The organism is Anaerobacillus sp. ABR4_321 (assembly GCF_056158505.1).
Genome location: NZ_JBSWTK010000001.1, coordinates 2,190,939 through 2,205,904, shown reverse-complemented (window position 1 = coordinate 2,205,904; position 14,966 = coordinate 2,190,939). Strand labels below are relative to the sequence as shown.

The window sequence follows — 14,966 nt, the reverse complement described above, 5'->3', positions numbered from 1 at the left end:
CAAGGACTGATACATTAGTCCTAAAAGCTTCATTGCCTAGGTCTATAGATTCACAACCAATTAACTTAAAGTAGGTAATAATTATCAAAATTATCTAATTTATTTGAATATTTAGTTTTATATGCTATGGTTTTCTCATCTGATAAAAGGAGGATTCAAATGAGAAAGAAAAAACTTTTAGCATTAGGATTATCTGCAGGGCTTGTAGGAAGCATGCTTGCACCACCCTCATCGTTAGCAACTAACGTACATAACAAAAAAGAAACACCATCGTTTGTATCAGGCCAGTTAACAAAGGCCTCCGCAAAAAATCCAAACGAGGTGCTGTTCGATTACTTAAACGAAAACAAAGATTACTACAACTTCAGCGGAAAGACAGCCGAGCAATCCTTTGAAATTTTATCGCGTGAGAAAGATGATCTCGGGTTTACCGTATTTCGTCTCCAACAGTTACATGAGGGGACGCCAGTTTACGGCTCTACCCAAACGGTTCACGTAAATAAAGATGGCGTATTAACAGCTGTCTCAGGGCAAGTCATTTCAGATCTAGAATCAAAGAAAGAACTAAAGAAAGCAGCTAAATTTAAAAAGCAGGATGCAATTAAAAAAGCGGAGGAAGCTCTTGGTTTCACGCCTGATTACGAACAAAAACCAGAGTCAGACCTTGTCGTATATCCACAGGGGCATACTGCTAGTTACGCCTATCATGTAACACTTAACTTCCTATCCCCTGAGCCAGGAAATTGGAATTATCTTATCGATGCTGTGACAGGAGAAGTGCTAACAAGCTTCAACGCGATTCACGAAGCCAAAAAACAAGGTGTCGGCAAGCCTGGCGGTGGTGATATCACTGGCACGACAACAACCGGGACAGGCACTGGAGTCCTTGGTGATACGAAGTCATTCAACACACTCCTCTCTTCATCAACCTATTACTTAAAAGATACGACGAGAGGTGGAGGCGTCTTTACCTATGATGCATCGAATCGAACAAAACTACCTGGGTCCCTTTGGTCAGATTCAGATAATCAGTACCATGCGAGCTATGATGCCGCTGCAGTAGATGCACATTACTACGCAGGAGCAACGTATGATTATTTCAAACAAGTCTTTAATAGAGACAGTTATGATGGTAACGGCGCACCGCTAAAATCGACTGTACACTACGGCAGAAACTACAATAACGCTTTCTGGAATGGTAGTCAGATGGTTTATGGAGACGGTGACGGCTCTACATTCGTTTCTCTATCAGGCGGAGAGGACGTCGTGGCGCACGAACTAACTCACGCGGTTACGGACACTACTGCCGATTTGATCTATCAAAATGAGTCTGGAGCTTTGAACGAATCGATGTCTGATGTATTCGGAACGCTTGTTGAATTTCATGATAACAATAACCCCGATTGGCTAATCGGAGAAGATATTTATACCCCTGGGACATCTGGTGATGCGCTTCGATCTATGGCAGATCCTACTCAATTCGGAGATCCAGCTCATTACTCAGAACGCTATACGGGGACACAGGATAATGGTGGTGTACACATCAACAGCGGAATCATGAACAAAGCCGCTTACCTACTGAGCGAAGGTGGAACATTTTATGGCGTGACCGTATCAGGTATCGGTAAGGACAAGCTCGGTGACATCTATTACCGCACGTTAACGCAATATTTAACAGCTTCTTCCGACTTCAGTCATATGCGTTCTTCAGCAGTACAAGCTGCTACAGATTTGTACGGTGCAAGTAGTTCAGAAGTACAATCCGTTAAACAAGCATTCGACGCTGTCGGCGTACAGTAAGGCATTTTCAGGTAGCTTTTCTTAAAGCTACCTGTTTTCATGTTTTAGTAAAGAGATAGCGGGAATGATGACGTTAAATTATTTGCAAGGAGGATAACACATGCAGCTATTCAAGGAAGACGCTTTAAATAACCAACATATCTTGATCACTGGAGCTACCGGTGGAATCGGATATGTGACAGCGAAAGTAGCGGTACAAACAGGTGCAGCCGTAACGATTACAGGACGTAATGAAAAAAAGCTTTCAGAATTACAAAAAGAATGCGAGGAACTAGTGGAGAGTGCAAACGTCACGAGTATTGTTGCTGACCTAACGAACGCAGAAGATCGTTCGCATCTTATCAAGAAAGCTGCAAAGGAAAACGGACCGATCACTGGACTCGTAAATTCAGCAGGTATTGGCGGTGGAGATACGCTAGATCACTTACAGGAAGAAGATTTACGTAACGTGATGGAGCTGAACTACACTGCTACAGTGCTTCTTACGCAGCTCGTTTATAACCACATGCGTAACGAGGGTAAAAAAGGTGGAATCGTGAACCTCTCTTCACTTTCAGGATTAAGAGGTACATACGGAAACACAGCATACAGCGCATCAAAATTCGCAATAACTGGATTCACACAATCATTTGCCCACGAAGCGATCAAGCACGGCATTCGCGTTAACGCCGTATGCCCTGGATTTGTCGACACCGAAATGGGAAGAAATGCAATAGAAGCTAAAGGAAAGCGGGAAGGTAAAAGTTACGAAGAAGAATTACAAGCGGTTGAAGAAGGATTACCTTCTGGACGAATCACGCAGCCAGAAGAAGTAGCAAACAGCATCATCTACCTCTTATCGAGCGCATCCGAAAACATTATTGGAGAGTCATTAAAGATCTCTGGTGGTAGTGTGATGAGATAAAACAAAACAAGAGGCTGGGACATAACTAGCCTGAAATAAGGAAAAAAGGTTCCGTTCATCGTTTTTTGATGAACGGAACCTTTTTTTGTATGGGTCTCCCTAAAATTATTTGATCATTCTGCCCTCGTGGTGGTGTACTTTCTTAAGTTTACCGCCATGAGCGCAAACCCCATTTCATTTTTGACCTTGTTGTTACCTCTTACAGACATCCGATTGAAACCCAAAATAGCCTTCAGAAATCCAAAAACTGGCTCTACATCAATTTTTCTTTGTCCGTAGATTTCACCTGTTTTTTCGTCTGAAAGCAGCTTTTTAACCTTATTCTTTTGTTGTTCCCACTTAGTATTGTAATAGATTCTTCGATTCGTGCCTTCTTTAGTCTTTGTACATTGTTGACGTAAGGGACAATCCGTACAATCTTCGCATTCATAAACCTTAAACTCTCGAGTGAAACCATTGCGATCGGTACGGTGGGAGGTAAAACGGAATGGCACTTGTTTTCCGTTCGGACATATGAATAAATCTCCCTTTTCATTGTAATCCCAGTTGGATACGTGAAACGCATCCTTCTTAAAGCTTTTCTTTTTCTCTTTTCGATAAGTGTTATATGTGATGAGAGGCGTTCGCTTGCGATTTTTCAAGACATCTATGTAGTTTTCTTCGCTGCCATAACCGGCATCCGCGACGATATATGTTGGGAGTTCTAAGAAGTCCTTTTCCACACGATCTAGAAACGGAAGAAATGTGCGCGTGTCTGTTGGATTCGGGAAGATATCGTAAGCGAGCGTATATTGCCCCTCCGTCGCAATCTGGAGATTGTACCCGGCTTTGAGTTGCCCATTTTTCATATAATCATCTTTCATGCGCATGAAGGTGGCATCGTGATCGGTTTTTGAATAACTGTTCCGTTCTTTGAAGATGGTCATATCGTTTTCATATTTTGTTTTGCGCAATACGAAACCCTTCATTTGTTTAAGGAATTGCTTTGGGCCTTTTCGCTCTGAACGAAGCTTTTTTCGTTCGGTTATATCAGCACTGGATTCAATCTTTTCGTTATATTCTTCGACTTTTTCTTCTAGCTTTTCTTCTATTTTAGAAAGTTCTTTGATGGAAAGTTGTTCTGGACTTTCTCGTTCGATTTCGGGAATGACTTGTTTTTCGATCAACTCATCGTACATCTCATTCGACTTTTCGATCAGACTCTCGCTGTACCTTTCAACAGCCTTGCGCCACACAAATGTAAACTTATTGGCATTCGCTTCGATTTTTGTACCATCAATAAAGATCGCTTCATTATCAATGAGGTCTTTTTGAACGAGCTGACAACGAAACTGCACGAACCCCTGACGAAGAAGTTCTTTGACTTCAGGGTGGACGCGAAACCGATTGATTGTGCGGTAACTGGGTTCATACCCTTGCGCCAACCACATCATCCGAACACTATCTTTGAGGAGGCCTTCGATCTTTCTTCCTGAAAAACCCGATTGCGTGTACGCACACAAAATGACTTTCATCATCATGCGAGGATGATAAGCTGGACATCCTGTATCACGCAAGAATCCAGTAAAAGCTTCATCTGGAATCTGTTCGACCAACTCATGGACGGCATAGGCGATATCACTTTCTTGTAATTTCATTTCTAAATCCAGGGGCAAAATCACTTGATTCATGTTATAATCTTTAAACATAAGGGCACCTCCGATGGTTATTGTGTGGTAACTCTAATTTTATCAGAGGCTGTCCTTATTTTAATGTTAAATTAAGATGAAAAAATAGAAAGAGTGGCCCCTCGGACAATAAAATTGTCCGAGGGCCACTCTTATTTTAATTTACTGGGTTTTGTCCCAGCCTCTTGTTTATTTCTGATTAAAAAATCGTCCGCCCACTTTTTCAATTAGACCAGGGGCTGCGTGATAAATCTTCGCTCCGGCATTCATCCACCCAGGAAGGTTCACTTCTCGTTTGCCTTTTTCAATAGCTGATAAGATCTCACCCGAAACCTTTTCAGGAGTCAGCATCATTTTTTCTACGTTCTTTGTATAATTGCCACTGCTGTCAGCCACTTCAAAGAAATTAGTCTTAATCGGCCCAGGATTGACGGTCATTACGTTGATTCCATAAGGCTTCATCTCTAACCTTAAGCTATTTGAAAACCCAAGGACCGCATGCTTTGTAGCGGAGTAAGCAGCTGATTTAGGTGTCGCGATTTTTCCAGCTTGTGAAGCAACATTGATGACTAGGCCTTTTTTCGCTTCTACCATGCCTGGTAAAACATTCGCGCAAAATCTCATCAATCCTATGACGTTCACATCGAACATCGTCTCGATTTCTTTCATATCGGCATCGACGAAATTGTCAAACTTACCGAAGCCAGCGTTATTGATCAGAATGTCGATCGGAGGCATTTCTTTTAATAATCGAGGAAGGAGTTGATCAACTCTCTCCCCATCTCCAACATCCATCGGCCATACGGCAGGAGGATAGCCACCTTCCGATTCAATTTGCTCTTTCAACCTAAGCAACGTTTCCTCGGTTCGCGCGACGAGGATAAGTCTTGCGCCTTCTTTAGCTAAATCCAGAGCTAACTGGCGGCCTATTCCACTTGAAGCCCCGGTTATAAGTATAACTTTGTTCTTAATATTCTTCATGACTCTCTCCCAACGATTATTGATGTATATAGAGATCGACTTCTCCACTTTTAACTTGAGTTATCATCCCTTCAGATTGTAAGTAATCTAACTGACCGATGGTCTCAGAAAGAGTAAGACCAATCTGCTTCTTATAAATACCTGGAAACAGCTTTTGACAAACTTGAAAAGCGGTTAGCGGCTCTTGTTTTAATAACGCTCCAACTTTCTTGGCTCGTTCTTCCTGCTGTCGCAGACGATCCTTGATTAACACCTCGACATCTTCAATCGGATCACCGTGGCCTGTATAAACAAAAGACGGTGCTAATTCTAGCGTTTTGTAATACGATTCGCGCTGTTGCAGCAGTGGCTTCGGACGATTTGGCTCCCCGTTGTACGGAGGCTCCAGTATAGGATTCGATGAGATATTCTTAATGAGGTGATCCCCTGCTATCATCGTTCCAGTCTGTTCATGGAGAAGAGAAATATGACTCTGTGCATGACCAGGAGTTTCGATTACCTTCCATCCCTTACAGCCAGGAACCTCATCGCCTTCAGTAAGGTGGACATCACACGTAGCCCGATCTGTAAAGGAGAGATATTCTTTTACATCATGGACATGATGTAAAAAACGATCATGGACGCCCGCACTTTGATAGATGCCTCTCATAAACATCTCGTGCTCTTGCAAAAAGCTATCTTTCATTTCAAGCCAACGATCATTTTTCCAGTGACCAAGCACGTTCTTACCCATCTCTCTCATCAATCCCGCTAACCCGATATGATCAGGGTGATGATGTGTTAAAATCACTTGATCAACGTCTTCCAAAGAAAACCCATGGTCCTTCAGCTGCGATACAAGGACTTCTTTCGCTCGTGATGTTCTGGGACCTGTATCAACCAGTGTTACCGCATCACCCTTGATTAAAAAACAATTCACAGGGCCGACTAAAAATGGCGTCGGTACTGTGAAGGAGAGTATTTCATCTGCCATCGTCGCATTCATCGCTCCACCGCCTATCCTTGATTTCCTAACTCCATTCTACTCTTCATCCTACTTTTTGTCATTATATCAGTATAATTAAGTCAGAAAATTATAAAAACTAATTGACAATTTTTTTAATTCGTAGCATACTATGTAAAACTAAACGACCTTTAGCTACGAACGGGAATAGTAGAAGTAAAAGCATAGTTCAGAGAGAGGAATCCAAGGGCTGAAAGATTCCTTACTACCTGCAAACTTTGAACCTACCCATGAGCTAGCTGTGGAAACACGGCCGTCCCCCCACGTTATAGGGGTTTTGAGGATATCTTAGATATCAAATGAAGGTGGTACCACGGATTACGCCCATTCGTCCTTTAACTATAGGATGAGTGGGCGTTTTAGATTGAAAGGAGAGGAAAGGGTATCATGAACTCGCTGCACATAGGTTTTCTCGGAGCCGGATCGATGGCCGAATCGATGATCGAAGGTATGATTGCAAAAACATTCATTACGCCAGAGCAAATCATACTGCTAAACCGCATCGATATCAAAAGACTTGAAGATTTACAAGTCAAATATAACGTTGAGACGACGCAGGACTATGAAAAAATCGTAACGAAGTCGGACGTTATCATTCTGGCTATGAAACCAAAAGATGCCGAGAATGCACTTATGAGCTTAAAGCCTTATGTTACGGAAAATCACCTGATCATATCTGTTATTGCCGGGATTACAACAACCTATATTGAAGCGTGCATTGGACCGAACATACCAGTGATAAGAGCGATGCCAAATACATCTGCAGCAATCGGCCTTTCTGCTACAGCTATTTCATCTGGACACTATAGCAACACTGAACAGGAGAGTTTTGCTGCGAGTCTATTCGAAACGATCGGCACCATCGTTCATGTGTCAGAAGATCAACTAGACACGGTGACAGGTTTATCTGGAAGCGGCCCTGCATATTTTTACTACATGGTCGAATGTATGGAGAGAGCAGCGAACCTGAATGGATTAGATAAAGAAACCGCTCGTGACTTAATTATCCAAACGATGACAGGTGCTGCAATGATGTTGAGCCAAACGAAGCAATCCCCTTCTCTTCTTAGGGAGAAAGTGACCAGCCCTGGTGGAACTACTCATGCCGGACTGTCGATTTTAAAAAACTATAAGTTCGACGAAGCCGTTCTAGAAAGCATCACAGGTGCTAGAAAACGTTCAGAAGAACTCGGTCACTCACTCATTAAAGAAAAGAGAGTGTAAGCACGACTGCCATGTTATATCGTTCTTTTTTGAAGTTCTAAGAAATAATTACTTAACGTCTCTAATGCCTCTTTACTATCTGTACCGACAGCGATAACAACTAGTGATCCTCTGTAACCATTCAAAGCACTCATGCTCAATAAGCTCTTAACATTTAAAGTGGTATTAGAGATTTCAACAACGATGTAGCTTGAAAAAAGGTTTGCAGTCTTTACCACATGCATCAAAAAGGCTGTCGTTATCTTTCCAGTTAATAGAAAGGTTTGTTGAGACTTCAATTAGCCACCTCCTAATAAAAATCCGTACAACCGTTTGCACACTTTTATTCTCCCACCTTTGTGACTGTTTCTCAAGGTGCATGACACCTTTTCTGACACACTCTTTCAAACCAACTCATACAATATGTTAGATATTCTAACACCCTTCTGACGAATCGTTGTCGTGTATGCTATACTAAATAGAAGATTATTAGTTTGATAGATGAATTTTATAGTATATGAAACCATTACAACAATATGAACGAGAGCGTGGGAGTGAATAATAATGTCTTACAAAGAGAAAAAAGTTCTTCCGATCGGATCAGTCAGTGAATTAACAGGTTTATCACTCCGCAAAATCCGGTATTACGAAGAAAGAGGATTAATTCTTCCTGAACGATCAGGCGGAGGCACGAGAAAGTTTTCATTTAACGATGTGGAAAAACTCATGGACATCGCAAACCAAATTGAAGATGGGATGCAAACGTTCGAAATAAAGAAAATGTACAAAAAAGATAAGCAAAAGGATAAAGGTAAGATTAGAGATGAGATGATTCGCGGACAGCTTAACGCTGCGTTTAAAATGTCTAAATAAGTTCATTTAAGTAGTCGTGTCATTTCTTTTAATATTGTCCGTTTAATCTATACGTTACAGGGTATAGAACGAGTAGATGCAAAACGTACAAGAAGGGAGATTTCATAGTGAGTTTTCATTACACAATTGACACGACGAAGACGATTGATAAAGCAGTGGAGGATTTAAGTGCTTCATTACAAGAAGAAAGTTTCGGGGTGCTTTGGGACTTTGATTTAACTTCAAAGCTCCAGGAAAAAGGAATGGAATTCAATACACCTTTTCGCGTATTAGAGGTATGTAACCCGAAGGAAGCTGATCGTGTTCTTAAAGAAAATAAAACCGTAGGGTATTTTCTTCCATGTAAAATCGTCGTTTATGAAGATAATGGCTTAACAAAAATAGGCATGCCGAAACCAACCACCTTGCTCGATCTAACTGAAGATGATCGACTTAAAGGCATCGGTCTAGACATTGAAGACCGATTGATCTCTTGTATCGAAAACAGTAAATAGCTAATAGAAATGACTCCCTACCAAGGGAGTCATTTTTCATGTGCTTCTTCATCCGGGTGATGCTGGTATTTATTCAAGCTCACCTTATTATTCTCAGAAAACGTTATTCCTTCGTCTTCTAAAGCTACTCGTTGTATGAACACGCCTTCTTCTTCACGTAAACCGATTTCCCCTTTTGCATTGATCACTCGATGCCATGGTAACCCATGCTTCTTACTCATAGAATGTAGGATCCGAACGACTTGTCTTGCACCTCTCGGACTCCCCGCTATCCTGGCGATTTGACCGTATGTCATCACACGTCCTAGCGGAATTTCTTTTATAATGCGAACTGCGTTTTCAGTAAACCTTTCCACAAAGCTCCCTCACTTTAACCTAACGATTTCTTCTCCATCATAACAAATATCTCTTCATTTCACCGCTCTCCCACTCACCTGCGAATAAAATGCACAAGTTAACTAAAACTAAAACGGCACAAGTTCTCGTAAAGGAGTTAAAGTTGATGAACAAACGGTTAATCGATTGGCCTACGTTTTTCGGAGCGCTATTCTTGTTGTTACTAGTAACTGTTCCACTCGTTCTTTTTCCTGAAGCTGGTAAAGTGGTCGTTGATAAAGCAAATACATTTATGACGACAAGGTTTGGTGTCCTCTATTTACTTGTTGGACTCGGAATATTTTTATTCTTGATATATGTGGCATTTAGTGAGAATGGCCGGGTACGACTAGGAGACGAAGGTGAACGCCCGGAATTTAATAACTTTTCATGGGCGGGGATGCTTTTTTGTGCAGGTATAGGTTCGAGTATTCTTTACTGGGCAACGATTGAATGGGCTTATTACTTTCAAGGGCCACCATTTGGACTTGAACCAGGTACGAAGGACGCCATACTGTGGGCTAGTACATACGGTATCTTTCACTGGGGACCGATCGCATGGGCAATCTATACATTACCAGCTCTACCCATCGCGTATTTCTATTACGTTAGAAAAAAGCCTGTCCTTAAAATAAGCGAGGCGACGAGACCTTTAATCGGAAATCTTGCTGACGGACCTTTAGGTACAATCATCGATGTATTATTCATGTTTGGACTACTAGGTGGTGCGGGAACTACTCTCGCTCTTGGGACGCCGATGATTGCTGAAGGAATCAATATGTTGACAGGACTCCCTGTAAACATGGTCTTAAAGACAATGATACTCGTTCTCGTCACTTTAATCTTTGCAATAAGCGCCTATTCCGGCCTTAGAAAAGGAATAAAAGTTCTTTCTGACTTGAACCTCGTTTTAGCCATATTCCTATTGCTATTCGTATTGATCTTCGGACCAACACGATTTCTCGTTGAGACAACAACGAATAGTATCGGTCTCTTGATGGATAACTTCTTTCATATGAGTACGTGGACAGAGCCGTACAATACTCTTGGTCCATATGAAAAGACCGGTTTCCCTGAAAGCTGGACAGTATTTTACTGGGCATGGTGGCTCGTTTACGCTCCGTTTGTTGGGCTTTTCGTAGCTAAGATCTCTAGAGGACGTTCAATTAAACAGATGATTCTTGGAACGATTTCATACGGAACTTTCGGAAGCTTGTTGTTTTTCGGTATCCTTGGAAACTACGGGCTTCACATGCAACTTACAGGTAAATTCGATGTGATCAGCGTATTGAACGATGAAGGAGCACCAAGAGCAATCCTAGAAACGATTGGACAGCTCCCATTACCGTGGCTGATGATCTTTGTATTTACGGTGCTAGCGATTATCTTTCTTGCGACAACATTTGATTCGAGTTCCTATATTCTCGCTTCGGTAGTACAAAAAGAAGTGGAAGATGAGCCGATACGTTGGAACAGACTATTCTGGGCATTCGCATTATGTTTGATGCCACTCACGTTAATGTTCATAGGCGGCCTCGGTACACTTCAAACCGCAAGTATCGTTGGAGGGTTTCCACTACTCTTTATCATGATTATGCTCGGCTGGTCATTTATGAGAGCATCTTCTCAAGACATTAGAGCTTCTGAGCACTATGAGCCAAAAGTGTATTCATTAAATTACAAAAAAATATTACAAACGCTAAGAAGAAAAAAGAAAGACAGAAAGCAAAAAGGACCTGTGGACGCTCATTTCGAGGAAGAAGATCACAACAAGGATGAACAGGATTAAGCGAAATAAAAGAGATTTAAGAAAAAACATGATTGACACTCCATCTTGTTCATGATAAAAATTGTATAACCAACTACACATGAAATTGCTTTGAAGGAAACTTAGTAGCCTCCCTTTCCCTGGAAAAGAGAGCCGATGGTCGCTGCGAATCGGTGCATAAAGGAACGGTGAATTTCATTTCTGGAGCTTCTTTTGCTTCGGCAAAAGACGGTGAAGATCGTTAAACATACAAAGTGGTGAGATTTTTCTCACAACCAGGGTGGTACCGCGATATTCAATCGTCCCTACGGATTCCGTAGGGACGATTTTTTATTGCAGCGAGTCTTTACCCATGAATGAAAGGAGAAAAGTATGAGTCAGAAAGAACAATGGTCATCAAGACTGAGCTTTATTTTAGCTGCTGCAGGATCCGCAATCGGCCTCGGCGCAATTTGGAAATTCCCTTATACAGCTGGACAAAACGGAGGAGGCGCATTTTTCCTCATCTTTATTTTATTTACTTTAATACTAGGACTACCTCTTCTTCTTGCTGAGTTCTCGATTGGTCGAACCGCTCAAAGCAATGCGGTAGATTCCTACAAGACGATCGCCCCTCAGTCAAAATGGTATCGCGTCGGTATTCTAGGTATGGTTACTTCGTTTATTTTGCTTTCTTTCTATAGCGTTGTTGGCGGATGGATCATCGTTTATCTCTATAAGGCGATAACCGGGCAAATGTATGGACTATCCTCTGATGAATACATGCAGATTTTTGGATCAACGATCGCAAATCCACTTATCAGTGTTGGTGTCCAGCTCCTCTTTATTTTGATGACGATATTCGTCGTTTCAAGAGGAGTAGAGAAAGGGATTGAAAAGGCAAGCAAAATCATGATGCCAGCACTTTTCATTCTTTTTATCATTTTAGTGCTAAGAGCTGTCACACTCGATGGAGCAATGGAAGGCATACAATTTTTACTACAGCCTGACTTCACGAAAGTAACGTCTCAAACCATCCTAGAAGCAATGGGACAATCGTTCTTTACACTGAGCGTCGGCGTCTCTGTTATGGTGACGTACAGCTCTTATTTACCAAAAACTCAAAGTTTACCACGTTCAGCGATGTCGATCGTGTCTTTGAATATTCTTATCGTGCTACTAGCCGGGCTCGCAATTTTCCCAGCAGTCTTTTCGTTTGGACTTGAACCAGGTGCTGGTCCCGTACTGTTGTTCAATGTATTACCGACTGTCTTCAGTCAACTGCCGTTCGGCATGCTGTTTTTCATTGCGTTTTTAGTACTTTTCTTATTTGCAGCACTGACATCTGCATTTTCAATGCTTGAAATTATCGTATCTGTTATTTCAAAAGGAGATTTAGAAAAGCGTAAAAAATGGGCGTGGATCATCGGTCTTGCTATCTTTGTTGTAGGAGTTCCTTCCGCCCTCTCATACGGTGTCCTAGGAGATGTAACGCTATTTGGAAAAACGATTTTTGACCTTGCTGATTATACAGTCAGCAACATCTTACTCCCTCTAGGCTCATTATTGATCGCAATTTTCGTTCCACTAAAAATGAAAAAGACGGATTTATATGAGGAGCTTAAACGTGGAGGAGGACTAAAAAAAGGACTGTTCGAAACGTGGTATTATCTTATCCGCTTCGGTGCGCCACTCTTAATCCTTGCCGTTATGCTTGATGCATTAGGACTTATTTAACAAACAACCCCTCACCACGTTGGTGAGGGGTTGTTAATTTCACTCTTCCTCTTCAGCATTACTTTCAGGGGCTGAAGGCTTAGGCTTATCTTTCAAATCAAAATATGCGTCAAAAAGTTGTCTTCCGATACGTGTATTCACATGATTACCATCATCGTTCATGTTCGGAACGATGACAGAGATGGCGATCTCAGGATTATCGTATGGCGCAAAACCAACAAATGAGAGATTATAGCGATCATCCTTCACCTGTGCAGTCCCAGTTTTCCCCGCATGTGAATAACTTGTACCACTAAATTCATTTCTTGCCGTTCCTCTGTTCCCATTCGTTACAAGCCGTAAGCCATTTCGGACTCTATCGATATCGCTGTTGCTCATCTGTATGGTGTTTAACACATTCGTATCGAACTGCTCAACAACAATGTTTGAAAGTCCACTCACGTTTGATGGCTCATGAACTTCTTTTAGAAAGTGTGGCTGAATTCGGTTTCCACCATTGGCGATTGTGGAAATGTATTGAGCCATTTGCAAAGGCGTATACGTATCGAACTGTCCAATCATCAAGTCCATAAGTTTACCAAGAACATTATATCCACCGTTGATTCCAGACGTTTCGATCGGCATATCGATTCCTGTTTTCTTTCCAAGCCCAAACTGATTAAAGTTGTACCTGACCGTGTCATAAGCATTGGGATTCCATGGAATTCCACCCGTATTTGGCTGATAGTCGTAGCCCGCAATCATCATCGCGATCCGGAACATGTACACGTTAGAAGAGCGTTCAAGTGCGGTTAAATCGTTAACGTATCCCATGTTCGTGTAAGAAGCTTTTGTTGGTGTCATAGGGATTTGGATGGGTGTATCGTATAGAACCGTTCCATGCCCGATAACTCCAGTCTCATACCCCGTTAAAACAGATGCACCTTTGACAGCAGACCCCATTTCGTACGCTTCTGAAAGCGTGCCATAGGAATACTCGGTATAGTCATTTTCACTCGAGTCGTATTTCGTTCCACCAAATGCTAAGATGTCGCCTGTCATCGGGTCCATCGCTATGGCATAAGCGCGATCAGCGCTAGGATTGCCACTCGCTCTCGCCCCTCGTAGCTCGTTTGCAAGAATAGATTCAAGCTCCTTCTGCAAATCAATATCCACCGTTAGTACAAGATCGTTTCCTCGCTTACCAGGTGTTACGACCGGTTCGCCAATCGGTTTACCAGATTTGTCGGTAATATATTTTTTCTTTGCTTTTTGACCTTTTAATAATTCTTCATATTCTTTTTCAAGGTAACTGACCCCTACAAGATCGTTATGATCGTAACCTCTCATTTTATAGGTATCGATATTTTCTTGAGGAATCTGTCCAAGGTTTCCGAACATCGTTTCAAGGGTGTTGCCATAAGGATAAATACGCTCCGCGTCCGCTTGAATGTCTACACCTGGAAGGATATCTAGATTCTCACTCACAGTCGCGATTTCTTCCCGAGTCAGACCCTTTTTTATCGATTGAGAAGACAGCGCATAGCCTGTGTCCATCTCACGTTTAATCGCAGCAACCTTCATTTCTTCTGGATCTTCGGTTATTTCCTTCAAATCTTTCTCATCGATACGATCGATTTGTAGCTGGTAGGCGTCTTTTGGTTGGAGCTCGCCCCATTCCTTGTCAGAGAGCTTTGCCTTCGCTTTGTCAGGTTGCGTTAAAATCCAGTAGTCTTTCAGGTCTCGTTCCGTAACGTTGTCCGTTTCTACTTCAATAAAGTTCGCTAGCTTTCTGGCTACCTCTAACCTTTCGTTCGATTTGGTATTCTGAGTACGAATATATGTAAGGGTAAATGTAGGTTCATTATCTACAAGGACTCTACCATAACGATCAAACATCTTCCCTCTTGGCGCAGATGATTTCGCCGTCACGTTCTCTGTTTGTTCCGTCAGTCGCTCAAAATCTTCACCCTGTACGATTTGAATGACACCTAACCGCAACACAAGAGCAGAAAACAAAAGAAAAACACAGAGGAATAGTATATTTAATCGAAAAGGCACATGTGTTTTTTTTATGTTTTTCTTTATCAATTCGTGCCTCTCCCTTCAATATTTTCCTTATCTTCCCAATCATTTTAACACATCATCTTGTCATGTTGTTCTACAAAGTTTGAATTATTTAAATTTTTCATGAACATTTTTG

General features: G+C 41.8%; 13 protein-coding genes and 2 other annotated features. Of the genes, 7 read left to right on the top strand and 6 right to left on the bottom strand.

Annotated features, from left to right (window positions below):
* The first annotated feature begins 159 nt into the window (after positions 1 to 159).
* Together ACXADT_RS11385 and ACXADT_RS11380 are read left to right on the top strand one after the other, a co-directional pair.
* The gene (locus ACXADT_RS11385; RefSeq protein WP_474835474.1) at positions 160 to 1,800 is read left to right on the top strand and encodes a M4 family metallopeptidase; all 1,641 of its coding nucleotides are present in this window, start codon (positions 160 to 162) and stop codon (positions 1,798 to 1,800) included.
* Positions 1,801 to 1,900: 100 nt separating this feature from the next.
* Positions 1,901 to 2,704 carry an SDR family NAD(P)-dependent oxidoreductase gene (locus ACXADT_RS11380; protein WP_474835476.1) on the top strand — a complete coding sequence of 268 codons (804 nt, stop codon included), beginning with the start codon at positions 1,901 to 1,903 and terminating at the stop codon, positions 2,702 to 2,704.
* Positions 2,705 to 2,817: 113 nt separating this feature from the next.
* On the opposite strand, the gene ACXADT_RS11375 is transcribed toward ACXADT_RS11380, so the two are convergent.
* From ACXADT_RS11375 to ACXADT_RS11365, 3 genes are all read right to left on the bottom strand, one after another.
* Positions 2,818 to 4,392, bottom strand: coding sequence for an IS1182 family transposase (locus tag ACXADT_RS11375; RefSeq protein WP_474835836.1), 1,575 nt, complete (start codon positions 4,390 to 4,392; stop codon positions 2,818 to 2,820).
* A gap of 168 nt (positions 4,393 to 4,560) precedes the next feature.
* The gene (locus ACXADT_RS11370) at positions 4,561 to 5,352 is read right to left on the bottom strand and encodes an SDR family NAD(P)-dependent oxidoreductase (RefSeq protein WP_474811247.1); all 792 of its coding nucleotides are present in this window, start codon (positions 5,350 to 5,352) and stop codon (positions 4,561 to 4,563) included.
* 16 nt (positions 5,353 to 5,368) lie between these two features.
* Positions 5,369 to 6,337: an MBL fold metallo-hydrolase gene (locus ACXADT_RS11365; protein WP_474835147.1), complete on the bottom strand. Its 969-nt coding sequence runs from the start codon at positions 6,335 to 6,337 to the stop codon at positions 5,369 to 5,371.
* 146 nt (positions 6,338 to 6,483) lie between these two features.
* Positions 6,484 to 6,694: a binding site (T-box leader), on the top strand.
* Positions 6,695 to 6,742: 48 nt separating this feature from the next.
* Here ACXADT_RS11365 and proC point away from each other — a divergent pair.
* Positions 6,743 to 7,579 (top strand): pyrroline-5-carboxylate reductase, encoded by an 837-nt coding sequence (gene proC / locus ACXADT_RS11360; RefSeq protein ID WP_474811243.1) that lies wholly within the window; start codon positions 6,743 to 6,745, stop codon positions 7,577 to 7,579.
* 14 nt (positions 7,580 to 7,593) lie between these two features.
* On the opposite strand, the gene ACXADT_RS11355 is transcribed toward proC, so the two are convergent.
* Entirely contained in the window at positions 7,594 to 7,857 is a 264-nt protein-coding gene (locus tag ACXADT_RS11355) for an HPr family phosphocarrier protein (RefSeq protein WP_474835149.1), read from the bottom strand.
* Between the two features lie 265 nt (positions 7,858 to 8,122).
* Between ACXADT_RS11355 and ACXADT_RS11350 the strand changes: the two genes are divergently transcribed.
* Both ACXADT_RS11350 and ACXADT_RS11345 read left to right on the top strand, forming a co-directional pair.
* A complete protein-coding gene (locus ACXADT_RS11350) occupies positions 8,123 to 8,431 on the top strand; it encodes a MerR family transcriptional regulator (RefSeq protein WP_270179183.1) in 309 nt (102 codons plus the stop codon).
* Between the two features lie 107 nt (positions 8,432 to 8,538).
* A complete protein-coding gene (locus ACXADT_RS11345; protein WP_270179184.1) occupies positions 8,539 to 8,925 on the top strand; it encodes a DUF302 domain-containing protein in 387 nt (128 codons plus the stop codon).
* 29 nt (positions 8,926 to 8,954) lie between these two features.
* Here the strand turns inward: ACXADT_RS11345 and ACXADT_RS11340 are convergent, their stop codons facing one another.
* Positions 8,955 to 9,281, bottom strand: coding sequence for an MGMT family protein (locus ACXADT_RS11340; protein WP_474835151.1), 327 nt, complete (start codon positions 9,279 to 9,281; stop codon positions 8,955 to 8,957).
* 146 nt (positions 9,282 to 9,427) lie between these two features.
* On the opposite strand from ACXADT_RS11340, the gene ACXADT_RS11335 reads away from it, so the two are divergent.
* Together ACXADT_RS11335 and ACXADT_RS11330 are read left to right on the top strand one after the other, a co-directional pair.
* Positions 9,428 to 11,089, top strand: a complete 1,662-nt coding sequence (locus ACXADT_RS11335; RefSeq protein WP_270179186.1) for a BCCT family transporter — start codon at positions 9,428 to 9,430, stop codon at positions 11,087 to 11,089.
* Between the two features lie 81 nt (positions 11,090 to 11,170).
* Positions 11,171 to 11,378, top strand: a binding site (T-box leader).
* 62 nt (positions 11,379 to 11,440) lie between these two features.
* On the top strand, positions 11,441 to 12,784 hold the full coding sequence (locus ACXADT_RS11330) for a sodium-dependent transporter (RefSeq protein WP_270179187.1): 1,344 nt from the start codon (positions 11,441 to 11,443) through the stop codon (positions 12,782 to 12,784).
* A 39-nt stretch (positions 12,785 to 12,823) separates the two neighbouring features.
* Here the strand turns inward: ACXADT_RS11330 and ACXADT_RS11325 are convergent, their stop codons facing one another.
* Positions 12,824 to 14,854, bottom strand: a complete 2,031-nt coding sequence (locus ACXADT_RS11325; protein ID WP_474835153.1) for a peptidoglycan D,D-transpeptidase FtsI family protein — start codon at positions 14,852 to 14,854, stop codon at positions 12,824 to 12,826.
* Positions 14,855 to 14,966 lie beyond the last annotated feature (112 nt).

Excerpts from the sequence above, each read along its gene's own strand:
- proC (WP_474811243.1), top strand. The coding sequence starts at position 6,743 with ATGAACTCGCTGCACATAGGTTTTCTCGGAGCCGGATCGATGGCCGAA.
- ACXADT_RS11380 (WP_474835476.1), top strand. The coding sequence starts at position 1,901 with ATGCAGCTATTCAAGGAAGACGCTTTAAATAACCAACATATCTTGATC.
- ACXADT_RS11375 (WP_474835836.1), bottom strand. The coding sequence starts at position 4,392 with ATGTTTAAAGATTATAACATGAATCAAGTGATTTTGCCCCTGGATTTA.
- ACXADT_RS11385 (WP_474835474.1), top strand. The coding sequence starts at position 160 with ATGAGAAAGAAAAAACTTTTAGCATTAGGATTATCTGCAGGGCTTGTA.
- ACXADT_RS11350 (WP_270179183.1), top strand. The coding sequence starts at position 8,123 with ATGTCTTACAAAGAGAAAAAAGTTCTTCCGATCGGATCAGTCAGTGAA.
- ACXADT_RS11335 (WP_270179186.1), top strand. The coding sequence starts at position 9,428 with ATGAACAAACGGTTAATCGATTGGCCTACGTTTTTCGGAGCGCTATTC.
- ACXADT_RS11365 (WP_474835147.1), bottom strand. The coding sequence starts at position 6,337 with ATGAATGCGACGATGGCAGATGAAATACTCTCCTTCACAGTACCGACG.
- ACXADT_RS11330 (WP_270179187.1), top strand. The coding sequence starts at position 11,441 with ATGAGTCAGAAAGAACAATGGTCATCAAGACTGAGCTTTATTTTAGCT.
- ACXADT_RS11370 (WP_474811247.1), bottom strand. The coding sequence starts at position 5,352 with ATGAAGAATATTAAGAACAAAGTTATACTTATAACCGGGGCTTCAAGT.